Below are 24,294 nucleotides of genomic sequence, written 5' to 3' on the forward strand. Positions count from 1 at the left end.
ATCGGCATGTCCAGGACATGACTGGTTCACCCGAACGGCCCAGGGCCTCCACTGGGGGCGGATGTCCGCACGATCAAACCGGTGGCATGCCGAGGCCCCTTCGGGGAGACTCACGGACCATGTCCACACCCCCTCCGACCGGCCCGCTTCTCACTCGGGACACGCTGCGCACGCAGCTGGGCGAGCTGGGCGTGCGGCCCGGCGAGATCCTCCTCGTGCACTCGTCGCTGCGCTCGCTCGGCTGGGTCAACGGCGGTGCCGTCGCGGTGGTGCGCGGGCTCCTCGACGCGCTCGGACCTCAGGGCACGCTGGTCGTTCCGACGCAGACCGGTGACCTGTCCGACCCGGAGCTGTGGAGCAATCCGCCCGTGCCCCCTCAGTGGTGGCCGGCGATCCGCGCCACCATGCCCGCCTACGACCCTCGCATCACGCCCAGCCGCGGGGTGGGCGTCATCCCGGAGACCGTGCGCACCTGGCCCGGGGCGCTGCGCAGCGCGCACCCGCAGACCTCGTTCGCGGCGGTCGGCCGGAACGCGGCGGAGGTGATCGAGGGGCACGCGCCCGACTGCCGGCTCGGCGAGCGCAGCCCGCTCGCGAAGCTGGAGGCGCTGGGCGCCCGGGTCCTGCTGCTCGGCGCCGGCTACGCCTCCTGCACCAGCTTCCACCTCGCCGAGTACCGCATACCGTCCCCGCGCGTCGTCGTCGGCAGGCCGGGGCCGAAGGGCTGGGAGACGGTGACCGAGGTGTCGATCAGCTCGGACCGGTTCGACGAGCTGGGCTACGACTTCGAGCGGGACCGTCCCGTCGTACGCGGAAAGGTGGGGGCCGCCGAGGCGCGGCTTTTCCCGGTGGCGGAGGCGGTGGCCTACGCCGAGCGGTGGCTGGCGCTGCACCGGCCTCGTGAGGAGGAGTTCCGGCACCCCCGGGTCTGAGCCCCGTTCGGCGTACCTAGACTCTGGACTCATGCGAAGTGAGCCCGTGGTCCAGGTCCAGGCCCTGGTGAAGCAGTACGGCCCGAAGACCGCGGTGGACGGGCTCGACCTGGTGGCCCGGGAGGGCGTGACCGCCGTGCTCGGACCCAACGGGGCGGGCAAGACGACCACGGTCGAGACCTGCGAGGGGTACCGGAAGCCGGACTCCGGCACGGTGCGCGTCCTGGGCCTCGACCCGGTCGGGGACTCCCGCCGCCTGCGGCCCAGGATCGGCGTGATGCTCCAGTCCGGCGGCGTCTACTCGGGCTCCCGCGCCGACGAGATGCTCCGCCACGTGGCGAAGCTGCACGCCCACCCCCTGGACGTGGACGGGCTCATCGAACGCCTGGGCCTCGGCTCCTGCGGGCGTACGGCCTACCGGCGGCTGTCGGGCGGGCAGCAGCAGCGGCTCGCCCTCGCCATGGCCGTGGTCGGGCGTCCCGAGCTGGTGTTCCTCGACGAGCCGACCGCGGGCCTCGACCCGCAGGCCCGCCGGGCCACCTGGGACCTGATCCGGGACCTTCGGGCCGACGGTGTCTCGGTGATCCTCACCACCCACTACATGGACGAGGCCGAGCAGCTCGCCGACGACGTGGCGATCATCGACGCCGGCCGGGTCATCGCCCAGGGCTCCCCGGAGGAGCTGTGCCGGGGCGGCGCCGAGAACACGCTCCGCTTCTCCGGCCGCCCCGGCCTGGACGTCGGCTCGCTGCTGAAGGCCCTGCCCGCCGACTGCTCGGCCGCCGAGCTGACACCGGGTTCGTACCGGGTCGTCGGCAAGGTCGACCCCCAGCTGCTCGCGACGGTCACCTCCTGGTGCGCCCAGCACGGCGTGATGCCGGAGAAGATCTCGGTGGAGCGGCACACCCTCGAGGACGTCTTCTTGGAACTGACCGGCAAGGAGCTGCGTTCGTGACCGCCACCGGCACCTATGCGCCGAAGCCGGGGGCCGCGCCGCTCCCCCGCATGATCGCGGCCCAGGCCGCGCTCGAGACGAGGATGCTGCTGCGCAACGGCGAGCAGCTGCTGCTCACCGTCGTCATCCCGACCCTGCTCCTGGTGCTCTTCAGCACCGTGGACATCGTCGACACGGGCGCGGGTGAGGCGGTGGACTTCCTCGCGCCCGGTGTCCTCGCGCTCGCGGTGATGTCGACCGCGTTCACCGGCCAGGCGATCGCGACCGGCTTCGAGCGGCGCTACGGCGTGCTGAAGCGGCTCGCGTCCTCCCCACTGCCCCGGTGGGGCCTGATGACGGCGAAGACGCTGTCCGTCCTGGTCACCGAGGTGCTGCAGGTGGTGCTGCTGACGGTCATCGCCTTCGCGCTCGGCTGGTCGCCGCACGGCAACCCGTTCGCCGTGCTGCTCCTGCTGGTCCTCGGTACGGCGGCCTTCTCCGGCCTGGGCCTGCTGATGGCCGGGACGCTGAAGGCCGAGGCGACGCTCGCCGCGGCCAACCTGGTGTTCCTGCTGCTGCTCGTCGGCGGCGGGGTCGTCGTGCCGCTCGACAAGTTCCCCTCCGGCGCGCAGGACGTGCTCGGGCTGCTGCCGATCTCCGCGCTGTCCGACGGGCTGCGGGACGTGCTCCAGCACGGCGCCGGGATGCCCTGGGGGGACCTCGGGATCCTGGCCGTGTGGGCTGTCGTGGGCCTGGCGGCGGCCGGGAAGTTCTTCCGCTGGGAGTAGGGACGGTGTCCTGTGACGGACCCTCGTGAACGTATGCACAAGCGGCCGCCTACGATGGTTCGCGTGCCAAACGTGACCCGCGCCGACGCCAGTGCGGCCCTGCGCAACCCGCTCGCCTTCATCGCCGGCCGCTGGACCCCGCAACCCCGGACGGTCCGGCGCGCGGCTCTGTCCGCCGTCGTGATGTCGGTACTCATCGTCGTCACCGGCGGAGCCGTACGGCTGACCGGCTCGGGTCTGGGCTGCCCGACCTGGCCCAAGTGCACCGCCGACTCGCTCACCGCGACCAGTGAGATGGGCGTCCACGGCGCCATCGAGTTCGGCAACCGCATGCTCACCTACGTGCTGTGCGCCGCCGTCGGCTGGGCGATCATCGCCGCGCGCTCGGCCAAGCCGTACCGGCGCGGCCTGGTCCGGCTGGGCTGGGCGCAGTTCTGGATCGTGATGAGCAACGCGGTGCTCGGCGGCATCGTCGTACTGGTCGGCCTCAACCCGTACACGGTCGCGGCCCACTTCGTGGCGACGTCGGCACTGATCGCGGTGGCCACGGTGATGTGGCAGCGCGTGCGCGAGGGCGACGCGCCGCCGCGCCCGCTGGTCGGCAAGGCCGTGCAGCAGCTGGTGTGGTTCCTGGTCGCCGCCGCCGTCCTGCTCATCCTGGTCGGCACGGTCGTCACGGGCGCGGGACCGCACGCCGGTGACTCCAGCGAGGTCGAGCGGATGCCGGTCGACTGGGAGACGGTGACCAAGCTGCACGCGGTGCTGGCGTGGATCGTGGTGACGCTGACGTTCGCCCTGTGGTTCGTCCTGAAGGCGGTCGACGCGCCCAAGGGCCCGCTGAGCCGCACCCGCGAGCTGTTCCTCATCCTGCTCGCGCAGGGCGTCATCGGCTACGTCCAGTACTTCACGGACCTGCCGGAGGTCCTGGTCGGCCTGCACATGCTCGGCTCGGCCGTGATGTGGATCTGGGTGCTGCGGGTGGTGCTGTCGCTGCGGGAGCGGCCGGAGGCCGTGGCCGACGTGCCCGGTCCCGCGGCCGAGGCGAACCTGACCAAAGCCTAGGACCGGTTGCGGAAGCGGCCCTAGCCGAGTCCGTACACCCGGCACGCGTTCCCCGACGCCAGCATGCCCGCGACCCGCTGGGCGTCGGTCAGTGACCAGGCGCCTTCGGCGACCCAGGTGCCCAGCACCCGGCCGAGGGCCTCGCGGAACAGGCGGGCACCCACCACGTGCAGTTCGGGCAGGCCCTGGGCGCCGCTGGAGAAGAGGATCTTGCCGAACGGGGCCAGTTCCAGGATCTCCGCGAGGACGGTCGCGGCCCGGGCGCCGGTGCGGACCAGGGCGGCTCCGGAGTCGACGTGGACGTGCGGGAAGACGCCGGCCAGGTGGGCGGCGTTGCGGTGGTACGGGTAGCCGTGCAGCAGGACCAGGTCCGTGCCGAGGCCGGCGGTTGCCCGTACGAAGTCCGTCAGCAGCACCGGGTCCGTACGGTCGATGCGCAGGCCCGGCGTGCCGAGCCCCGCGTGCAGCTGGAGCGGCAGCCCCGAGGCGACGGCACTCCAGAGCAGATGCCGCAGCAGCACCGGGTCGCTCAGCTCCCCGCCGACGCCGCGCCCGGCGAGCCAGCGGCCGGCGGCCCCCCGCACCTCCCCCGGTCCGGGCGGCTCAGGAGCGAGCGCGAGGCCGTGCCGTACGCCCGCGACGGAGGTGAAGGCGACGGCGTTCGCGGCGGCGGCGTGCACGGACTCGGCGAGGTTGGCGAGGAAGGACTCGACGGTTCCCGAGGTGTCGGCGACCTGCTCGGCCAGCAGTTCCAGACGGACGATCTCGTGGGCCTCGGCGGCTCCGGCGGATGCCAGTTCGCCGGGTTCCGTCAGGTCGCCCGGGAGGCCGGTGTCGACCAGGTACGTGGTGATGCCGCTGCCGCGCAGGAGCCGGCGGCCGGACTCCAGGACGCCGAGTTCGCGGCGGCGGGCGATGTACTGGGCGGGGGCGCAGTGCGGTTCGAGGCCGAGCAGGGGTGGGCACCAGCGCCGTACGGCGAACCCGGTCTGGGTGTCGAAGAGCGTGGTGCCGGGGGCGGGTGGGCCCTCGGTGCGGGAGAGGTGGGCCTCGAAGGTTCCGAGGCCCAGCTCCGTGCGGAGCACTCCGTGGCAGTACTGGTCCACCAGCGACGGCGTTTCGATCATCCTGGCCTCCCCGTGGACCGTGTTGTTCTACGGGTCCTAACGGGTGAAGCGGGCCTGAGGTCGCGGTCCCGGGATGGGGTGCCTGTGTTGTTCGGCGGGTGCGGGCGGTGTGCGGTTGCTCGCGCAGTTCCCCGCGCACCTTTCAGGTCAGTTGTTCTTCGGGCCGCCTACCTGGATACCGGCCATGCGCGTCCACTCGTAGCGGCCGGTCCTGACCTTGGCCGCGAACTCGCCGTCGAAGGACTCGTGGGCGGTGATGCCGGACTTCTCCACGGCCTTCTCCGCGATCTCGCAGGAGGGGGCGACCAGGTCGCCCCAGTTGCCGTCCTCGCCGACCAGGACGATTCGGGCGCCGCGTTCGCCGAGGTAGGCGACCTGGCCCTCGGCGCCGCCGTGGGCCTTGGAGAAGGAGGTGATCTGCTTGGCGAGCCGGGCGACCTTGCGCTCGGCCTTCGGGTCAACCTGCTGCGTGTCTGCCATGACCAGGATGCTACTCACGAGTAGATCGACTCGCGAGGGCAGGGTGGTGTGACGTACGTCAGCGGTGTGTCAGCGCAGGAAGGGGTCGATCGCGACCGCCACGAAGAGCAGCGACACGTAGGTGATCGACCAGTGGAACAGGCGCATCTCCTTCAGCTTCGCGCCCGTGATCTCCGCCTTCGCGCGGTTCTGCAGCCCGTGCGCCTCCCAGAGCCAGAAGCCGCCCGCCAGGAGGGCGACCGCCGTGTAGAACCAGCCCGTGTAGCCGAGGGGGGTCAGCAGGAGCGAGACGGCGACCATGACCCAGCTGTAGAGCACGATCTGCTTGGCGACCACCTTGTTGGAGGCGACCACGGGCAGCATGGGCACGCCCACGCGCGCGTAGTCCTCCTTCACCTTCATGGACAGCGGCCAGTAGTGCGGCGGCGTCCAGAAGAACATGACGAGGAACAGGATGACCGGCGCCCACGACATCGAGTTCGTGACCGACGACCAGCCGATGAGCACGGGCAGGCAGCCGGCGATGCCGCCCCACACGATGTTCTGCGAGGTGCGGCGCTTGAGGATCATCGTGTAGACGACCACGTAGAAGAGCAGCGCGCCCAGGGACAGCCAGGCGCTCAGCCAGTTCACGGTGAGACCGAAGAGCAGGGTGGAGGTGATCGCCAGGGTGACGCCGAAGACGAGGCACTCGCGCGGGCTGACCATGCCGGTGACCAGGGGACGCTGCGAGGTGCGGTCCATCAGCGCGTCGATGTCGCGGTCGATGTACATGTTGAGGGCGTTGGCGCCGCCCGCCGACATGTAGCCGCCGAGGCAGGTCAGCAGCACCAGCGTCAGGTCGGGCACACCCTGCTCAGCCAGGAACATCACCGGAACCGTGGTGATCAGGAGCAGCTCGATGATCCGTGGCTTGGTGAGAGCCACGAACCCCTTGACACGGGCCCCGAACGGCCGGTGGGCCGGGCTCTGGTCCGTCCCGATCATCCCCGCTGGACGGGATTCAACGGCCGTCACGCACACCCCTACAGAGACATCCCAGCAAGCCCCACCCCGTGTGAAGTACCGGTAAAGGCTCGCGCGTACCACGCCACTTTAGACGTTGCCCAGAGTCGGACATCCGCGGGGGTCGCCTCGTGTTGGCGGGGGGCTCCGGAAGGGCGCCCGGAAGCTCGATTGAGCACCCGGATGAGCGGCTCCGTATTCACCTGTCGAACGCGGTACGGCCCAGTCAGGAGGCGTATCGGGACGAGTCCCGGCACTCTTGAGTGACCCGGAAGAGCGCACGTCCCACAGGGGTAGGCTCGACTGCGGCCGGTGGGCGCCCCGATACACCGGCATCCGACATGTGGAGAGGAGCCCTGACCCAGGGTGAGCACCAAGCCGACCACAACAGACCTCGAGTGGACCGAGTTGGACCAGCGGGCCGTCGACACCGCGCGTGTCCTGGCCGCCGATGCCGTACAGAAGGTCGGTAACGGCCATCCGGGTACGGCGATGAGCCTGGCGCCTGCCGCCTACACCCTCTTCCAGAAGGTGATGCGGCACGACCCGGCGGACGCCGACTGGGTCGGGCGCGACCGCTTCGTGCTGTCCGCCGGCCACTCGTCCCTGACCCTCTACACCCAGCTGTACCTGGCCGGCTTCGGCCTGGAGCTGGACGACCTGAAGTCCTTCCGCACCTGGGGTTCGAAGACCCCAGGTCACCCGGAGTACGGGCACACGACCGGTGTGGAGACGACGACCGGCCCGCTCGGGCAGGGTGTCGCCAACGCGGTGGGCATGGCGATGGCCGCCCGCTACGAGCGCGGGCTCTTCGACCCGGAGGCCGCCGAGGGCGAGTCCCCCTTCGACCACTTCGTCTACTGCATCGCCGGTGACGGCTGCCTCCAGGAGGGCATCTCCGCCGAGGCCTCGTCGATGGCGGGCCACCAGAGGCTCGGCAACCTGATCCTGCTGTGGGACGACAACCACATCTCGATCGAGGGCGACACCGAGACGGCCGTGTCCGAGGACACGGTGAAGCGCTACGAGGCCTACGGCTGGCACGTGCAGCGCGTCGAGCCGCAGGAGAACGGCGACCTGGACCCGGCCGCGATCTTCGAGGCGATCCAGAAGGCCAAGGCCGTCACGGACCGGCCGTCCTTCATCGCGATGCGCTCGATCATCGCCTGGCCGGCCCCCAACGCGCAGAACACCGAGGCGGCGCACGGCTCCGCGCTGGGCGACGACGAGGTCGCCGCCACCAAGCGCGTGCTGGGCTTCGACCCGGAGCAGAGCTTCGAGGTCTCCGACGAGGTCATCACGCACACCCGCAAGGCGCTGGAGCGGGGCCAGGCGGCCCGCGCGGTGTGGGAGAAGGCGTACCAGCAGTGGCGGGACAACAACCCCGAGCGGGCCGCCGAGTACGACCGGATCGCGGGGGGTGAGCTGCCCACCGGCTGGGAGGAGAAGATCCCGGTCTTCGAGGTCGGCAAGGGCGTGGCCACGCGTGCCGCCTCCGGCAAGGTGCTCCAGGCGCTCGGCGGGGTCATTCCCGAGCTGTGGGGCGGCTCGGCGGACCTGGCGGGCTCCAACAACACCACGATCGACAAGACCAGCTCCTTCCTCCCGGCGGACAACCCGCTGCCGGAGGCCGACCCGTACGGCCGCACGATCCACTTCGGTATCCGCGAGCACGCGATGGCCGCCGAGATGAACGGCATCGCGCTGCACGGCAACACCCGGATCTACGGCGGCACGTTCCTGGTCTTCTCCGACTACATGCGCAACGCGGTGCGGCTGTCGGCGCTGATGCACCTGCCGGTGACGTACGTGTGGACGCACGACTCCATCGGCCTCGGCGAGGACGGCCCGACCCACCAGCCGGTCGAGCACCTCGCGTCGCTGCGCGCCATCCCGGGCCTGAACGTCGTGCGCCCCGCGGACGCCAACGAGACCGCGATCGCCTGGCGCGAGATCCTCAGGCGCTGGACGAAGGAGTTCGGCAAGGGCCAGCCGCACGGCCTGGCGCTGACCCGTCAGGGCGTGCCGACGTACGAGCCCAACGACGATGCCGCCAAGGGTGGTTACGTCCTCTTCGAGGCCGACGGTGGCGAGCCCGAGGTCATCCTCATCGCCACCGGCTCGGAAGTGCACGTCGCCGTCGAGGCGCGCGAGCAGCTCCAGGGCGCCGGCGTGCCCACGCGCGTCGTGTCCATGCCCTCTGTGGAGTGGTTCGAGCAGCAGGACCAGGGGTACCGGGACAGCGTCCTGCCGCCGTCCGTCCGGGCTCGTGTCGCGGTGGAGGCCGGCGTGGGTCTCACCTGGCACAAGTACGTGGGGGACGCCGGCCGCATCGTTTCCCTGGAGCACTTCGGTGCTTCGGCCGACGGCAAGGTGCTCTTCCGGGAGTTCGGCTTCACCGCCGAGAACGTGGCCGCCGCCGCCCGGGAATCGATCGCCGCAGCTCAGCGCTGACGCTCATATACGACACGTAGGAGATGGAATTTCCATGACAGACGCACTGAAGCGCCTCTCCGAGGAGGGCGTCGCGATCTGGCTGGACGACCTGTCGCGCAAGCGGATCACGTCCGGCAACCTCGCCGAGCTGATCGACCAGCAGCACGTCGTGGGCGTCACCACCAACCCGTCGATCTTCCAGAAGGCGATCTCACAGGGCGACGGCTACGACACGCAGCTGACCGACCTCGCCGCCCGCAAGGTCACCGTCGAAGAGGCCATCCGCATGATCACCACGGCGGACGTCCGCGACGCCGCCGACGTCCTGCGCCCCGTCTTCGACGCCACCGGCGGCAAGGACGGCCGGGTCTCGATCGAGGTCGACCCGCGCCTCGCGCACAACACGCGGGCCACGGTCGCCGAGGCCAAGCAGCTCGCCTGGCTGGTGGACCGGCCCAACACCCTGATCAAGATCCCGGCGACCGAGGCGGGCATCCCGGCCATCGCCGAGACCATCGGCCTGGGCATCAGCGTCAACGTCACGCTGATCTTCTCCCTGGAGCGCTACCGCCTGGTCATGGACGCGTTCCTGACCGGCCTGGAGAAGGCCAAGGAGCGCGGCCTGGACCTGTCGCAGATCCACTCCGTGGCCTCGTTCTTCGTCTCCCGTGTGGACACCGAGATCGACAAGCGGATCGACGCGCTGGGCACCGACGAGGCCAAGGCGCTGCGCGGCAAGGCCGCCGTCGCCAACGCCCGGCTGGCCTACCAGGCGTACGAGGAGGTCTTCTCCTCGGACCGCTGGAACGCGCTGGAGAAGGCCGGCGCCAACAAGCAGCGTCCGCTGTGGGCGTCGACCGGCGTGAAGGACAAGGCGTACAGCGACACCATGTACGTCACCGAGCTGGTCGCTCCGAACACGGTGAACACCATGCCGGAGGCCACCCTGCTGGCCACCGAGGACCACGGCGAGATCACCGGCAACACCGTCGCCGGCACGTACGAGCAGGCCCGGGCCGACCTCGACGCCGTCGAGAGGCTCGGGATCAAGTACGACGACGTGGTGCGGCTGCTGGAGGAGGAAGGCGTCCAGAAGTTCGAGGACTCCTGGACCGACCTGCTGAAGTCGACCGAGGCCGAACTTCAGCGCCTCGCCCCCTCGGAGGGCTGAACAGGTGTCGAGCAGCAACCCGCTGCGTGACCCGGCGGACCGACGGCTCCCGCGTATCGCGGGGCCGTCGGGCCTGGTCATCTTCGGTGTCACGGGCGACCTGTCGCGCAAGAAGCTCATGCCCGCCGTGTACGACCTCGCCAACCGGGGTCTGCTCCCGCCGGGCTTCTCGCTGGTGGGCTTCGCGCGCCGCGAGTGGGCGCACGAGGACTTCGCCCAGGAAGTGCACGACGCGGTCAAGGAACACGCCCGGACGCCCTTCCGCGAGGAGGTCTGGCAGCAGCTCATCCAGGGCATGCGCTTCGTGCAGGGCACGTTCGACGACGACGACGCGTTCGAGCGGCTGCGCTCCACGATCGAGGAGCTGGACAAGGCCCAGGGCACGGGCGGCAACTTCGCCTTCTACCTGTCGGTGCCACCGAAGTCCTTCCCGGTGGTCATCCAGCAGCTGAAGAAGCACGGGCTGGCGGACCAGAAGGGCGGCTCCTGGCGGCGCGCGGTCATCGAGAAGCCGTTCGGGCACGACCTGAAGTCGGCCGAGGAGCTCAACAAGGTCGTCCACGAGGTCTTCGCGCCGGAGCAGGTCTTCCGCATCGACCACTACCTGGGCAAGGAGACCGTCCAGAACATCCTGGCGCTGCGCTTCGCCAACACGATGTTCGAACCGATCTGGAACCGGTCCCTGGTGGACCACGTGCAGATCACCATGGCCGAGGACATCGGCATCGGCGGCCGGGCCGGGTACTACGACGGCATCGGCGCCGCCCGCGACGTCATCCAGAACCACCTCCTCCAGCTCCTGGCGCTCACCGCCATGGAGGAGCCCTCCTCCTTCGACGCGGACGCGCTGGCCGCCGAGAAGACCAAGGTGCTCGGCGCGGTGAAGCTGCCCAAGGACCTTGGCCGGGACACCGTGCGCGCCCAGTACGCGGCGGGCTGGCAGGGCGGCACCAAGGTGCGCGGCTACCTGGAGGAGGACGGCATCGACGCCTCCTCCAAGACCGACACCTACGCCGCGATCAAGCTGGAGATCGACAACCGCCGCTGGGCGGGCGTCCCCTTCTACCTGCGCACCGGCAAGCGCCTGGGCCGCCGCGTCACCGAGATCGCGGTCGTGTTCCAGCGGGCCCCGCACTCCCCCTTCGACTCGACCGCCACCGAGGAGCTCGGCTCCAACGCGATCGTCATCCGCGTCCAGCCGGACGAGGGTGTGACGGTCCGCTTCGGCTCGAAGGTGCCGGGCACGTCGATGGAGATCCGGGACGTGTCGATGGACTTCGCGTACGGCGAGTCCTTCACGGAGTCCAGCCCGGAGGCGTACGAGCGTCTCATCCTGGACGTCCTTCTCGGTGACTCGAACCTCTTCCCGCGCACCGAGGAGGTCGAGCTGTCCTGGAAGATCCTCGACCCGATCGAGGAGTACTGGGACAACAACGGCAAGCCCGCCCAGTACCCGGCCGGTACCTGGGGGCCCGCCGAGGCGGACGAAATGCTCGAGCGACACGGACGGAGCTGGCGCCGGCCATGAAAATTGACCTCACGGACACCACCGCCAGCAAGATCAACAAGGCGCTGGTGCAGGGTCGCCGGGCGATCGGCACCCCGGCGGTCGGCATGGTGCTCACTCTGGTCATCGTGACGGACGAGGAGAACGCCTACGACGCGCTGAAGGCCGCGAGCGACGCCGCGCACGAGCACCCCTCGCGCACGCTCGTCGTCATCCGGCGTGTCTCCCGCTCGCCCCGCGACCGTACGCAGTCCCGCCTGGACGCGGAGGTCCGGGTCGGCGCGGACGCCGGCACGGGCGAGACGGTGGTACTGCGGCTGTACGGCGAGGTGGCCGAGCACGCCCAGTCGGTGGTGCTGCCGCTGCTGCTGCCGGACGCCCCGGTGGTGGTGTGGTGGCCGGTGAACGCGCCGCTCGACCCGGCGAAGGACCCCCTGGGTGCCCTCGCCCAGCGCCGTGTCACCGACACGTACGCCTCCGAGCAGCCGGTACGGGACCTGGCCACCCGGTCGGGGACCTACACCCCCGGCGACACCGACCTGTCCTGGACCCGCATCACGCCCTGGCGCTCGATGCTGGCGGCGGCGCTCGACCAGGTCGCCTGCGAGGTCAGGGCGGTCGAGGTGGAGGGCGAGGAGTTCAACCCGAGCTGCGAGCTGCTGGCGATGTGGCTCGCGGACCGGCTGGACGTGCCCGTGAAGCGCTCCCTGTCCAGCGGCCCGGGTCTCACGGCGGTCCGCATGACCACCAACTGCGGCCCGATCAACCTGGACCGCGCCGACGGCTCCCTGGCGACGCTCTCCATCGAGGGCCAGCCGGACCGCGCGGTGGCGCTCAAGCGCCGGGACACCGCCGAGCTGATCGCGGAGGAGCTGCGGCGGCTCGACCCGGACGACACCTACGCGTCGGCGCTGCGGTACGGGGTGGACCGGCTGAAGTCCTCCTGGTCGGCTCCGGCGCCGCCGGCGCCGCGCGCTTCGCTGGAGGAGCCGGTGGCCAAAGGAGAACCCAAAAGCGGCGAACGAGGCGGCGAAGGGGGACGGCTCGCGCTCCCCGCTCCCGTCGAGAAGGCTGCGAAAGCACCCGCCGCGGAGGCGACGGCGCAGGCACCGGTGAAGCAGGAACCGCCCGAGTTGGAACCGGTACGGAGGTCGACGGCGAAGTGAGTACGGCACCGCAGCTGGTCGTGCACCGCGACAAGGAGCTGATGGCACAGGCCGCGGCGGCCCGGCTGATCACCAGGATCGTGGACGCGCAGGCCTCCCGGGGCTCGGCGTCCGTGGTCCTGACGGGCGGCCGCAACGGCAACGGCCTGCTGGCCGCCCTGGCCGCGGCGCCCGCCCGGGACGCCGTCGACTGGAGCCGGCTCGACCTCTGGTGGGGTGACGAGCGGTTCTTGCCTGAGGGCGACCCGGAGCGCAACGTCACGCAGGCGCGGGAGGCCCTGCTGGACGCGGTGCCGCTCGATCCGAAGCGGGTGCACGCGATGCCGGCGTCGGACGGCCCGCACGGCGACGACGTGGAAGCGGCGGCGGCCGCGTACGCGGAGGAACTGGCGGGAGCGGCGGGCCCGGAGAACCACGGCCCCGTGCCGACGTTCGACGTGCTGATGCTGGGCGTCGGGCCGGACACGCATGTCGCGTCGTTGTTCCCGGAGTTGCCGGCGGTGCGCGAGACGGAGCGTACGGTCGTGGGCGTCCACGGCGCGCCCAAGCCGCCGCCGACGCGGGTGACGCTGACGCTGCCGGCGATCCGTGCCGCCCGTGAGGTGTGGCTTCTCGCGGCCGGGGAGGACAAGGCGCGGGCGGCGGCGATCGCGTTGTCGGGCGCGGGCGAGATCCAGGCCCCTGCGGCCGGGGCGTACGGCCGCAGCCGGACGCTGTGGCTGCTGGACGGGGCGGCGGCTTCGCAACTGCCGCGTTCGCTGTACCCGCCGGCTTCGGCTTAGGCCACCAGGGGGCTCCGCCCCCTGGACCCCCGGGCCTTCGCCCACCCACCACCCGAAGCAGTCGGCCAAGAGGCCGGACTCGCCGGTTGCCCCATTCAAGGGCCGTTTCGGGTGGCGGGTGGGCATAGGCGGGGGTCCAGGGGGCGGAGCCCCCTGGTACCGCTTCGGGTACCGGCTACTTGACCGACCCGGCCATGACGCCCTGCACGAAGTGCCTCTGGAACGCGAAGAACACGACGACGGGGACGACCAGGGACACGAACGCCCCCGGCGCCAGGACGTCGATGTTGCTGCCGAACTGGCGGATCTGCGACTGGAGTTCCACCGTCAGCGGCTGCGACGCACTGTCCGCGAACAGCAACGCCACCAGCATGTCGTTCCACACCCACAGGAACTGGAAGATGGCCAGCGAGGCGATCGCGGGCCGCCCCACGGGCAGGACGAGCCGCGTGAAGATGCGCCACTCGGTGCCGCCGTCCATCCGGGCCGCCTCCAGCATCTCCTTCGGCATCTCGGCGAAGTAGTTCCGCAGCAGGAACACCGCGAAGGGCAGGCCGTAGGCGACGTGGAAGAGGACGACACCGGGGATCGTGCCGAACAGCCCCAGCTGCCCGAAGAGTTTCGCCACCGGCAGCAGTCCGATCTGCACGGGCACCACCAGCAGCGCGACCACGACCAGGAAGATCGCCTCCCGTCCGGGGAAGTCCAGCCACGCGAAGGCGTACCCGGCGAGCGCCGCGATCACCACGACCAGCAAGGTCGCCGGCACCGATATCAGCACCGTGTTCCAGAACGCCTGCGTGATGCCCGCGTTCTGCAGCAGCGAGGAGTAGTTGTCGAAGGACAGCTGCCCGGGACTGGTGAACACCGTCCACCAGCCGCCCTTCGCGGTGTCCTCGGCGGACCGCAGCGAGGACAGGAACAGCCCCGCCAGCGGCGTCATCCACACCAGGCCCACCACCACGAGGAAGGCCTGGACGACCCCGTTGCCCAATCCGCGCCGGACCGCGTTCATCGCTGACTCCCTCGGAAACGGCGGACGTTGAACACCATGGCCGGGACCACCAGCAGCAGGAGCAGCACACCGAGCGCGCTGCCGAGCCCCTGGTTGTTGCCGCCGCCGAACGACACCAGCCACATCTGCGTCGCGAGCACGGTCGCGTCCTCCTGCACCGGCCCGGGCGCGATGATGTAGACGAGGTCGAAGACCTTCATCACGTTGATCACCAGCGTCACGAAGACGACCGTCAGCACCGGTGCCAGCAGCGGCACCGTGATCCGCCGGAAGATCTGCCACTCGTTGGCGCCGTCCATCCGCGCCGCCTCCAGCGCGTCCCTGGGCAGCGTCGACAGGCCCGCTCCGATCAGCACCATGGCGAAGCCGGTCCAGATCCACAGGTACGCCCCGATGATCGCCGGCGTGACGAGCGCCGGTCCGAGCCAGGAGACGCCCTCGTAGGGCGGGGCGAAGTTGGACGACGGCAGTTTCACCTGGTAGGAGCCCGGTTCGAGGTTCTCGAAGCGGAAGGATCCGTCGGAGGCGGTGGTGGCCGTGGCGACCGCCTTGCCCTCGCGCACCGCCTCGACCTTCATCTGGGGCAGTCCGCTCTCCCGCGCGTCGACCTTGCCCTGTTCCCCTCCCCCGCCGGGCGTGAAGTCGAGGTAGACGACACCGCGCAGTTCGCCGGGGGCGGCCTTCTGTCCCGCGGCCGCGGACGCGGGCCGGGCGTCGCCGGGCAGGTCGCCCGGCTGCACGCCGACCAGGCCCAGCGTCACCGCGTCCCCGGGCGAGACGGCCGTGCTCGTGCGGTACGAGCCGTCCTTCTCCTTCGTCAGCCCCTGCCCGTCACGCGCCCGGGCGGTCGGGTAGGAGGACGAGCTCTCGAAGGCGTCGTGGACGGAGACGACCGCCGCGTTGAGGACCCCCTTGTCCGGGTCCTCGTCGTAGGCGAGCCGGAAGATGATGCCGGCGGCGAGGAAGGAGACCGCCATCGGCATGAAGAGGAGCAGCTTGAAGGCGGTGGCCCAGCGGACCTTCTCCACCAGGACGGCCAGGATCAGGCCGAGCCCGGTGAGCAGCGCGGGGGCCACCACGACCCAGATGGCCGTGTTGCGGACGGCGTTCAGGGTCGCCGGGTCGCGGAACATCTCGGTGTAGTTGTCGCCGCCGACGAAGGTCGTGCCGGAGGCGTCGAAGAAGCTGCGGCCGATGCTGAACAGCACGGGGTAGACGACGAGCGCGCCGAGCAGCAGCAGCGCGGGGAAGACGAACAGCAGGGCGACTGCCTTGCCGCGCCGCCGCAGTCGCCGGGTGCGGTCGGCGACCGGGCCGGGCGGCGCGGGAGGGCTCGTCTTTTTCACGAGGGTGGCTGTCATCGGGTATCAGTCCTGGTACGCCTTGGCCGCCGCGGCCTCCAGCTTCGCCGCGGTGCCCTTCGGGTCGGAGGGGTCGCGCAGGAAGTCCTGCAGGAGCTTCCACTCGCCGGCGCCCTTCGTGCCGCCGAAGGCCGCCGGGGCCTGGTCGGACATGTCGAAGCGGACCGAGTCCCCGGCCTGGACGAGGGACTTGGCGGTGGCCCGGGTGACGTCGTCGCCGTACTCGGCGAGGTCGAGCTTCTTGTTCGGGGAGAGGAAGCCGCCCGCCTGGGCCCACACCGCGGAGGCCTCCGGGGTCGCCAGGTACTCCAGGAGGGCCTGGGCGGCCTTCTGGTTCTTGCCGTCCTTGAGGACGGCGGCGGCGTCACCGCCGCTGACGACCGGTGCCTCGCCGCCGCCGACGGCCGGGAACGGGAAGAAGTTCGCGTCCTCGCCGATGGTCTTGCCGAACTGGTCCTTGGCGACGCCGGCGACGAAGTCGCCCTCGTAGACCATGCCGGCCTCGGGCTCGGGCCCGAACACCTTCTCCACCGAGCCGGGGAAGTCGGTGTTCAGGGCGCCCTTCTGGCCGCCCGCGATGAGCTGCTTGTCCTTGAAGAGCTTGCCGAGCGTGGTGAGGGCGTCGACGACGGAGGCGTCGGTCCACTTCAGCTTGTGCGCGGCGAGGGCGTCGTACTTCTCGGGTCCGGCCTGGGAGAGGTAGACGTTCTCGAACCAGTCGGTGAGGGTCCAGCCGTCCTGCCCGGCGACGGAGAACGCGGCGAGGCCGGAGTCCGACACCGTCTGCCCGGCCTTCAGCATCTCGTCGTAGGACTTCGGCGGCTTCACACCGGCCTGGGTGAGGGCGTCGGGGCTGTACCAGACGGTCGACTTGTGGGCGGCCTTGAAGTACAGGCCGTAGAGGGTGCCGTCGACGGTGCCGTAGTTCTTCCAGACGTCGGCGTAGTTGGCGTCGACGGATGCCTGCGTCTTCTTCGACAGGGGCTTGAGCCAGCCCTTCTCCGCGAACTGCTTGAGCACGCCGACCTGCGGGACCATCACCACGTCGGGGGCGTTACCGCCCTCGATCTTGCTGCCGACGACGGTGGAGACGTTGTCGCCGGTGGACGTGAACTGCGTCTTGGCGCCGGTCTTCTCGGTGAAGGCGTCCAGCACCTTCTGGAAGTTCTTCTGCTCGGTGCCGGACCAGACACCGGCCACGGTGACCGTCTGGCCGCTGAGTGCCTTGTCGCCGCCGCCCGCCGAGACGGGGCCGCCGCCGCAGGCGGTCGCGCCGAGTGCCAGGACGAGGGCGGTGCAGCCGGTGAGCAGGGTGGTACGTCGTCGCATCATCGTTGATGTCCCTTCGGGAAGTTGACTTGCGGGGAGTTCAGGAACGGATCCACCAGGCGGCCGTCGAGCCGGAGAGCACTCCGGGCGGGCAGGGGCCGCTGGCGAGCAACGGGGTGCCGGAGACCGGCGCGGGGGTGGGGGCCGTACCGAAGTTGACGGCACACACCAGGTCGTCACCGCGTTCGAAGGCCAGGACGCCGGGCGGGGCGTCCAGCCAGCGCAGTGTGCCCTCGCCCAGCTGCGGGAGCTGGGAGCGAAGCTGGAGGCCGTCGCGGTAGAGGTGCCAGAAGGACCGGGTGTCGGCGAGGGCCCGGTCGGTGGCGTACTCGGCGAAGTACTCCGGCTGCGGCAGCCATGGTTTGGCGCTCTCCGTGCCGGGGGTGAAGCCGAACGGCGAGGCCTGTCCCGACCAGGGCAGCGGCACCCGGCAGCCGTCGCGGATGCGGGCCCTGCTGCCGGTGCGGCGGAAGATCGGGTCGGTGAGCACGTCGTCGGGCAGGTCCACGACCTCGGGCAGGCCGAGCTCCTCGCCCTGGTAGATGTAGGCGGCGCCGGGCAGCGCCAGCATCAGCAGAGCGGCTGCGCGGGCCCGGGCGGCGCCGAGTCCGCTGCCCTCGGTGGCGGGTTCGCCGTAGCGGGTGACGGTGCGGACCTGGTCGTGGTTGTTGAGGACCCAGGTGACCGTCGAGCCGGTCCCGGCGATGTCCTGCATGGCCTCGGAGATGACCTTCCGGAAGGCGTCGGCGTCCCAGGAGGCGCTGAGCAGGTCGAAGAAGAAGGCCTGGTGCAGTTCGTCGGGGCGGACGTACCGGGCGTGCTCGCGGGCGGTCGGGACGGAGACCTCGCCGACGAGCAAGCGGTCGAGGCCGTCGCGCTCGGTGTACTCCTCGCATATGGAGCGCCAACGGCGCCACACGTCGTGCACCTCGGGCTGGTTCCAGGCGAGCGGGTTGACCGAGTCGCGGGTGCGGGCGTCGGCCTCCGGGTCGTCGGAGTCGGGCAGCTCGGGGTGCTTGTAGAGCCCGGCGGCGACGTCGATGCGGAAGCCGTCGACCCCCCGGTCGAGCCAGAAGCGCAGCACCCGGTCGAACTCGGCGGCGACCTCCGGTTCGCGCCAGTTCCAGTCGGGCTGCTCGGGTGTGAACATGTGCAGGTACCACTGGCCGGGCGTGCCGTCCGGCTCGGTCACCCGGCTCCACGCCGGGCCGCCGAACATGGCGTGCCAGTTGTTGGGCGGCTCGGCGCCGTCCGGGCCGCGGCCGTCGGCGAAGTGGAAGCGGGCCCGGGCCGGGCTGCCGGCGGGGGCGGCGAGCGCCTCGCGGAACCAGGGGTGCTCGCTGGAGCAGTGGTTCGGGACGATGTCGAGCAGCACCTTGATGCCCAGCCGCCGCGCGGCCCCCACCAGCCGGTCGAACTCGTCGAGGTCGCCGAAGAGCGGGTCGACGTCGCAGTAGTCGGCCACGTCGTAGCCGTGGTCGTGCTGCGGCGAGGGATAGAAGGGGCTCAGCCAGATCCCGTCGACGCCGAGCTTCTTGAGGTACGGCAGTCCGGCCCGGACGCCGGCGAGATCGCCGATGCCGTCACCGGTGCTGTCGAGGAAGCTGCGGACGTACACCTGATAGATCACTGCGTCACGCCACCAGTGGTGCCTGTTCAACCCATCGACCTGTCTCTGAGGAGGGCAGCGGTTATGCATGCATGTTAAGTAGGCGTGTCGAGAGGGTGTCAATGAAAAACACAGAGGCCACTGGCCAGTTGGCTGCCGAAATACGGACTTAATGGGTCATCTCGCATCGAGATGAGACGTCCGCGTTACCTAACAAGTAACTAGGGGAGTTATCGCTGGGAGATCGCGGCGAGTTCCCGCGCCAGACGCCGCACCGCCGCCTCGGGCGTCTCCCGCCCGGCCATGGCGTCGTGCACGACCGCCTGCACCACCAGGCTGACCTGGTCGTAGCGCGGGCTCTTGGGGCGCGGCTCGGCCGCGATCACGCTCTCGCGCAGGGTCGGCAGGTACGGGAACCTGCGGATCAGGGCCGGGTCCCGGTAGAGATCGGCGCGTACCGGCGGCAGTGCGCCGCGGGTGAGGACCTGGCGCTGGACGCCCTCGCTGGTGAGGTACGCGATCAGGCGGGCGGCCGAGTCGGGGTGCCGGGTATGGGTGCTGACGGCGAGGTTGGAGCCGCCGAGGACACTCGTCCCCGGCCCGTCCGGCCCCGGCAGCGGTACGGCGCCGACCTTCCCGGCGACCGCGGAGCCCGGGGCCGAGGCGCCGACGTAGGCGTACGGCCAGTTCCGCAGGAAGAGCAGCCGGCCGTCCTGGAAGGCCTGCTTGGACTCCTCCTCCTTGTACGTCAGGGCCTCTTCCGGGATCCAGCCCTCACGTACTCCGCGCGCGAGGAACCCGAGGCCCTCGCGGGCCGCCGCCGAGTCGACGGTGACGCGCTCGCCCTCGTCGCCGAGGATCGAGCCGCCCGCCGAGTAGACGGCCTCGGCCGCGTTGACGGTGAGGCCCTCGTACGGCAGGAACTGCCCCGCGTAGCCGTCGAGGCGGTACTTCGGGGCAATGGTCTTCGCGTACCGCTCCAGCTCCGCCCAGGTGCGCGGCGGCCGGACGCCCTCCTTCGCGAGGACGTCCTTGCGGTAGAGGAGCAGGCCGGCGTTGGTGACGTACGGGACGGCGTAGAGCTGCCCGTCGTAGGTCGCCGTGTCCACGACCGGGGGGAGGAAGGTCTTCAGCGGGAAGCGGTCAGGGGGCAGGGGCCGGATCCAGCCCGCCGCGGCGAACTCCGGGGTCCAGTTGACGTCGATGTTGAGCACGTCGAACCGGCTGCGGTCGCCGTCGCGCAGGTCGGTGGCCATCTGCGCCTGGGTCTCGTCGGCCGAGTCGGGCAGCTCGACCAGGGTGACCCTCTCGCCGGGATGGGTGCGGTTCCAGCCCTCCAGCAGGGGTCCGAGGTAACCGGTGAGGTCCCCGGCGGTGGCGAGCGTGAGCGGGCCGCGGCCGGATCCCGTAGGCTCACCGGCCTGTGCGCCTGCTGCGACATAGCCGGTCAGCAGCACGACGAGAACGAGAAGGCCCCTACCCGCGGCATGGATCCACCGCATAGGTTCCTCCCTGTACACCGGCGACGGGCACCCTTGCCCGGAATCCGAGGCCATGTATACCTGTTAGGTATGGGCGATACTAGGGCCTGGAGCACATTGGACCGGACAGGAGGACTGCACGCGTGCGCCTGCCCCTCCTGGCACTCCTCGCCCGCGGACCCGCCCACGGCTACGAGCTCAAGCAGGACCTTGAGCAACTGCTGGGCTCCGCGTACCCTCAGCCGAACGTCGGCCAGATCTATGTGACCCTCGGCCGCCTCGAGAAGTCGGGACTGATCGAGGGCGAGGACGTGACGCAGTCCAGCCGGCCCAACAAGAAGGTCTACCACCTCACCGAAGCCGGGCGGGAGGCGCTGCGCGTCTGGTTCGAGGATCCCGAGGACGAGCCGCGGGTCCGGGACGAGTTCTTCATGAAGCTGGCGCTCGCTCCGCAGACCGGGCTCGCCGACCAGATCTCGCTGATCAACCGGCAGCGGCGCCAGTATCTGAACACCATGCGGCAGCTGTCCAGGCTGGCCGCCGCCGAAGACCGCGACAACCGCATCGCCCACCTGCTGATCGAGGGCGCGATGCTGCACCTGCAGGCCGACCTCGACTGGCTGGAACGGTGTCAGGAAGAGCTGGAGGAGCTGGAGTGAGCGACGAGCGCCCCACTCCTGTGCTGCGCGCCGAGGGGCTGGTGAAGACGCACCACGGCGAAGGCGCGCCCGCCCACGCCGTGCGCGGGGTCGACCTGTGCGTACGGCCCGGCGAGTTCGTGGCGATCACCGGCCCGTCCGGCGCCGGCAAGTCGACGCTGCTGCATCTGCTCGGCGGGCTCCAGCGGCCGGACGCGGGCAGCATCTGGCTCGACGGGGAGTGCACGGACCGCTACAGCGAGGCCCGCTGGGCGGTGGAGCGCAGGAAGCGCATCGGGATCGTCTTCCAGTTCTTCAACCTCGTGTCCAACCTGTCCGTCGCCGACAACGTGGAACTGCCCGCCCTGCTGGCCGGCGCCGCGCCGAAGCAGGCGCGGGCCGAGCGTGAGCAGCTGCTGGCTGAGCTGGGCCTGACGGGCAAGGAGCGCAGCATGCCGGGCGAGCTGTCCGGCGGTGAGCAGCAGCGGGTCGCCCTCGCCCGGGCCCTGGTCAACCATCCCCCGCTGCTGCTCGCCGACGAACCGGCGGGCAGCCTGGACAGCAAGGGCACCCGTGAGGTGATGCGGCTGCTGTCCCGCTTCCACCAGCGGGGCCAGACGATCCTCCTGGTCACTCACGACGCCCGCCTGGCGAGCGCCGCGGACCGGGTGATCAGCTTCTTCGACGGCCGGATCGCCGACGACGCGGCGCTCGACGGCGGCACACCCCCGCGCCGGCCCGGCATTTCCGGTGTGCTGGAACTCAAGGACTGACATGCCGGTGTACGACCACCGCGTCCGCCGCGGGCCGAGGGGCTGAGGGCCGTGCGAGCCCCCCTGCGCTGGGCGCACTCCGATCTGCGCACGCACCGCGGCGAGGCGCTGTTCCTGGTCCTCGCCACGGCGGGCATCGTCGCCTCACTGCTGCTGGCCTCGTCCCTGTTCGGGTACGCCACCAACCCCTGGCAGCGGGTGTTCACGCAGTCGCACGGCGCGCACGTGTGGCTGCACACCGACACCGCGACCGACACCGGCGAGCTGGCCGGGCTGGACGGTGTGGACTCCGTCGCCGGCCCTTACCCCACCGCCTCCCTCACCGTCGCCTCGCGCGGCAACCGCGCCTCCGCGGAGCTGCGCGGCACCGCGGAACGGCCCTCGGTCGGCCGGCCGCCGATCGTCTCCGGGCACTGGCTGGACCCCGCCACCCCGAACGGTGTGGTCCTGGAGAGCCGTTTCGCCCGGGCGCTGCTGGCCGAGCCCGGCGACACCCTCACCGTGCCCGGTACCGCCCGGGAGCTGACCGTGGTGGGCCTGGCCGACAGCGCCGAGCCGCGCTATCGGCCCGGTGAGCAGCCGGGCCTGGTGTGGGCGCTGCCGTCGGCCGTGCCGGACCCGGGCGGCCAGGTGATCGGGCTGCGGCTGACCGACCCCGCCGACACCTCCTACCTCGTCCAGCGCGCCGTGACCGTGCTGGGCGCCGGGGCGATCGGCGAGGTCTCCACCTGGCAGCAGGCACGGGCCGAGGCGCAGGGCGACAACCGGCTCCTCGGCCAGGTGCTGGGCCTGTTCGGGCTGGGCGCGCTGGTCGCCGCCGGGCTCGCCGTGCACGGGGCGATCGGCACCCGTATCCGCGGTCACCTGCGCGATCTGTCCGTACTGAAGGCGATCGGCTTCACACCCGGCCAGGTGGTCCGCGTCTTCCTGCTGCAGCACCTGGCCTACGCCCTGCTGGGCGCCGTCGCCGCCGCCGCGCTGGCGGAGCTTCTGGGCAGCCGGATCCCCGGGCGGCTGGGGGACGCGGTCGGCTTGTGGCAGGGACTGCCCGGTCACACCCTGGCACTGGTCGCGATACCGGTCGGCGCCGTGCTGTTCATCGGCGCGACCACGGGGCTCGCCGCCTGGCGGGCCGGACGGGTGCCGCCGGTCCCGGTGCAGAGGCCCGCCGCGGCGCCGGCCGGGCGGTGGTCAGGGACGACCGGCCGGATCCTCGGACGGCGGCCCGCGACGAGTTCACCGGACGGGCGGCCGGTGAGCGGGCTGCGCCGGATCCTCAGGCTGCCGCCCGCGGCTCCCCGGACCGGCCGGCTCTCCGGACCGGCCCGCCGCGCGCTCGGCGGGCGGATCCCGCCCGCGCTGGTACTGGGCTGGCACAAGGCGTTCACCCGCCGCCCCCGTTCGCTGGCCACCGTCGCCCGTCTCACGCTGCCGCTGCTGCTGATCGTCGTGGCGATGAGCGCCTGGACCACCATCGACCGCTTCCACAGCGAGCCCGAGCAGGTCGGTCTGCCGACCGCGCTCAGCGTCCGCGCCGACGCGGGCCTGAACGAGCGGCAGACCCGTGCGCTGCTGGAGCGCGACCCGGGGGTGGCCGCCGCCTACCCCGGTGTCGAGACGGCCGCCCTGGTTCCCGGCCAGACGGCGACCTTCGCCCTGCGCGGCCTCGGCACCCGCCAGAACCCCTACCCGTACACCCTCGCCGAGGGCCGCCCCGCCCGTGGTGCCGACGAGGCCGTGGCGGGGCAGGGGCTGCTCGACCTGCTGGACGTGCGCGTCGGCGACTGGGTGCGGGTGACCGTGCGGGACCAGCCCCAGGTCCTGCACATCGTGGGCCGCAGCATCGAGCCGGAGAACGCGGGGCGGGTCATCTCCACGTCCCTGGACACCCTGCGCGCGAACGACCCCGGGCTCCGCCCGGCCCTGTACGAACTGCGCCTGACTCCCGGCGCCGAGCCCCGGGAGGTGGCCGACCGGGTGGCCACGGCCGGGTGCGGCCATCTGGACGTGCACACCGTGACCAACCCGGCCGACGGGCTCTCCCCGCTGCGCGCCGTCGTCGCCGGGCTGATCGCCGTCCTCGCTCTCATCGGGCTCATCGAGTTGCTGACCGCGATCGGCGGCACCGTCCGGGAGAGCGAGCGGGACCTGCTGGCGCTGAAGGCCATCGGCCTGTCCCCCCGGCAGATCACGGCGATCACGATGACGGCCACCGGCTGTACGGCGCTGGCCGCCGTCCTCGCCGCCGCCGCCCTGGGCCTGCCCCTCGCCCACTGGCTGATCGACGCCCAGGGCAGAGGGAGCGGCGTCGGCGCGGGAATCGCGCAGGGCCCCTCCGCCCTGCTCATGCTGCTGCTCGGAGCGGCGGCGGTGCTCTGCGCGGCGGCGCTCGCCGCCGTGCCCGCGGCCCGGGCGGCACGGCGGCGACTGGCGGACACGCTCAGCGCGGTGGCCTGACCTCGACGAGTCCAGGCCACCGCCCGTCTACCACCTGGCGGTCGTCACTGCCGGCCGCGCAGCTCCCGGTACGCGGCGACGAGGGCCTTCGTGGAGGCGTCCAGACCCTCGACCTCGGCGCCCTCGGTCAGGGCGGGCTCGACGCGCTTGGCGAGCACCTTGCCGAGCTCGACGCCCCACTGGTCGAAGGAGTCGATGTTCCACACCGCGCCCTGCACGAACACCTTGTGCTCGTAGAGGG

General features: G+C 71.3%; 21 protein-coding genes. 12 read left to right on the plus strand and 9 right to left on the minus strand.

Translation table 11 applies throughout. The features are described from left to right. The first annotated feature begins 119 nt into the window (after window positions 1–119). From IE212_RS25160 to IE212_RS25175, 4 genes are read left to right on the plus strand one after another with little or no spacing between them, the layout of a single operon-like run. Complete coding sequence (locus tag IE212_RS25160) at window positions 120–932, plus strand: AAC(3) family N-acetyltransferase (protein ID WP_190200216.1); 813 nt, start codon at window positions 120–122, stop codon at window positions 930–932. Between the two features lie 31 nt (window positions 933–963). Next, window positions 964–1,887 (plus strand): ABC transporter ATP-binding protein, encoded by a 924-nt coding sequence (locus IE212_RS25165; protein ID WP_190200217.1) that lies wholly within the window; start codon window positions 964–966, stop codon window positions 1,885–1,887. A gap of 50 nt (window positions 1,888–1,937) precedes the next feature. Further along, the gene (locus tag IE212_RS25170) at window positions 1,938–2,654 is read left to right on the plus strand and encodes an ABC transporter permease (protein ID WP_229864579.1); all 717 of its coding nucleotides are present in this window, start codon (window positions 1,938–1,940) and stop codon (window positions 2,652–2,654) included. A 54-nt stretch (window positions 2,655–2,708) separates the two neighbouring features. Next, window positions 2,709–3,716: a COX15/CtaA family protein gene (locus IE212_RS25175; protein ID WP_190200219.1), complete on the plus strand. Its 1,008-nt coding sequence runs from the start codon at window positions 2,709–2,711 to the stop codon at window positions 3,714–3,716. 20 nt (window positions 3,717–3,736) lie between these two features. Here IE212_RS25175 and IE212_RS25180 read toward each other — a convergent pair whose 3' ends face one another. The 3 genes from IE212_RS25180 to IE212_RS25190 all read right to left on the minus strand — a co-directional run bounded on the left by IE212_RS25180 (window position 3,737) and on the right by IE212_RS25190 (window position 6,310). Next, on the minus strand, window positions 3,737–4,843 hold the full coding sequence (locus tag IE212_RS25180) for an amidohydrolase family protein (RefSeq protein ID WP_190200220.1): 1,107 nt from the start codon (window positions 4,841–4,843) through the stop codon (window positions 3,737–3,739). 147 nt (window positions 4,844–4,990) lie between these two features. Beyond that, a complete protein-coding gene (locus IE212_RS25185; RefSeq protein WP_190200221.1) occupies window positions 4,991–5,323 on the minus strand; it encodes a hypothetical protein in 333 nt (110 codons plus the stop codon). A gap of 69 nt (window positions 5,324–5,392) precedes the next feature. Further along, window positions 5,393–6,310 (minus strand): heme o synthase, encoded by a 918-nt coding sequence (locus IE212_RS25190; protein ID WP_190200238.1) that lies wholly within the window; start codon window positions 6,308–6,310, stop codon window positions 5,393–5,395. Window positions 6,311–6,694: 384 nt separating this feature from the next. Here IE212_RS25190 and tkt point away from each other — a divergent pair, with 384 nt between their 5' ends. From tkt to pgl, 5 genes are read left to right on the plus strand one after another with little or no spacing between them, the layout of a single operon-like run. After that, window positions 6,695–8,782: a transketolase gene (tkt, locus tag IE212_RS25195; RefSeq protein ID WP_190200222.1), complete on the plus strand. Its 2,088-nt coding sequence runs from the start codon at window positions 6,695–6,697 to the stop codon at window positions 8,780–8,782. A 34-nt stretch (window positions 8,783–8,816) separates the two neighbouring features. After that, entirely contained in the window at window positions 8,817–9,935 is a 1,119-nt protein-coding gene (gene tal / locus IE212_RS25200; RefSeq protein ID WP_190200223.1) for a transaldolase, read from the plus strand. A gap of 4 nt (window positions 9,936–9,939) precedes the next feature. Beyond that, window positions 9,940–11,463: a glucose-6-phosphate dehydrogenase gene (gene zwf, locus IE212_RS25205; RefSeq protein ID WP_190200224.1), complete on the plus strand. Its 1,524-nt coding sequence runs from the start codon at window positions 9,940–9,942 to the stop codon at window positions 11,461–11,463. Beyond that, on the plus strand, window positions 11,460–12,608 hold the full coding sequence (gene opcA / locus IE212_RS25210; protein WP_190200225.1) for a glucose-6-phosphate dehydrogenase assembly protein OpcA: 1,149 nt from the start codon (window positions 11,460–11,462) through the stop codon (window positions 12,606–12,608). The genes zwf and opcA overlap by 4 nt, the downstream gene beginning before the upstream one ends. Next, window positions 12,605–13,390 carry a 6-phosphogluconolactonase gene (gene pgl, locus IE212_RS25215; RefSeq protein WP_190200226.1) on the plus strand — a complete coding sequence of 262 codons (786 nt, stop codon included), beginning with the start codon at window positions 12,605–12,607 and terminating at the stop codon, window positions 13,388–13,390. Before opcA ends, pgl begins: the two co-directional genes overlap by 4 nt. 175 nt (window positions 13,391–13,565) lie before the next feature. On the opposite strand, the gene IE212_RS25220 is transcribed toward pgl, so the two are convergent. The 5 genes from IE212_RS25220 to IE212_RS25240 form a co-directional block, all read right to left on the minus strand. Then, the gene (locus IE212_RS25220) at window positions 13,566–14,405 is read right to left on the minus strand and encodes a carbohydrate ABC transporter permease (protein ID WP_190200227.1); all 840 of its coding nucleotides are present in this window, start codon (window positions 14,403–14,405) and stop codon (window positions 13,566–13,568) included. Beyond that, entirely contained in the window at window positions 14,402–15,766 is a 1,365-nt protein-coding gene (locus tag IE212_RS25225; RefSeq protein WP_190200228.1) for an ABC transporter permease, read from the minus strand. Before IE212_RS25225 ends, IE212_RS25220 begins: the two co-directional genes overlap by 4 nt. Window positions 15,767–15,772: 6 nt before the next feature. Beyond that, complete coding sequence (locus tag IE212_RS25230) at window positions 15,773–17,098, minus strand: ABC transporter substrate-binding protein (protein ID WP_190200229.1); 1,326 nt, start codon at window positions 17,096–17,098, stop codon at window positions 15,773–15,775. 37 nt (window positions 17,099–17,135) lie between these two features. Further along, on the minus strand, window positions 17,136–18,794 hold the full coding sequence (locus IE212_RS25235) for a glycoside hydrolase family 13 protein (protein ID WP_190200230.1): 1,659 nt from the start codon (window positions 18,792–18,794) through the stop codon (window positions 17,136–17,138). A gap of 140 nt (window positions 18,795–18,934) precedes the next feature. Then, window positions 18,935–20,206 carry an ABC transporter substrate-binding protein gene (locus IE212_RS25240; protein ID WP_190200231.1) on the minus strand — a complete coding sequence of 424 codons (1,272 nt, stop codon included), beginning with the start codon at window positions 20,204–20,206 and terminating at the stop codon, window positions 18,935–18,937. A 122-nt stretch (window positions 20,207–20,328) separates the two neighbouring features. Here IE212_RS25240 and IE212_RS25245 point away from each other — a divergent pair, with 122 nt between their 5' ends. From IE212_RS25245 to IE212_RS25255, 3 genes are read left to right on the plus strand one after another with little or no spacing between them, the layout of a single operon-like run. Continuing rightward, window positions 20,329–20,844: a PadR family transcriptional regulator gene (locus IE212_RS25245; RefSeq protein WP_190200232.1), complete on the plus strand. Its 516-nt coding sequence runs from the start codon at window positions 20,329–20,331 to the stop codon at window positions 20,842–20,844. Beyond that, window positions 20,841–21,596, plus strand: a complete 756-nt coding sequence (locus tag IE212_RS25250; protein WP_229864578.1) for an ABC transporter ATP-binding protein — start codon at window positions 20,841–20,843, stop codon at window positions 21,594–21,596. The genes IE212_RS25245 and IE212_RS25250 overlap by 4 nt, the downstream gene beginning before the upstream one ends. 51 nt (window positions 21,597–21,647) lie before the next feature. Continuing rightward, window positions 21,648–24,053, plus strand: a complete 2,406-nt coding sequence (locus IE212_RS25255; protein ID WP_190200233.1) for an ABC transporter permease — start codon at window positions 21,648–21,650, stop codon at window positions 24,051–24,053. 44 nt (window positions 24,054–24,097) lie between these two features. Here the strand turns inward: IE212_RS25255 and IE212_RS25260 are convergent. Next, the coding region (locus IE212_RS25260) for a phosphoglucose isomerase-related protein (RefSeq protein WP_506005134.1) at window positions 24,098–24,294 on the minus strand (197 nt) is incomplete at its 5' end.

Source organism: Streptomyces djakartensis (genome assembly GCF_014651075.1).
In the GTDB taxonomy this organism is placed as follows: domain Bacteria; phylum Actinomycetota; class Actinomycetes; order Streptomycetales; family Streptomycetaceae; genus Streptomyces; species Streptomyces djakartensis.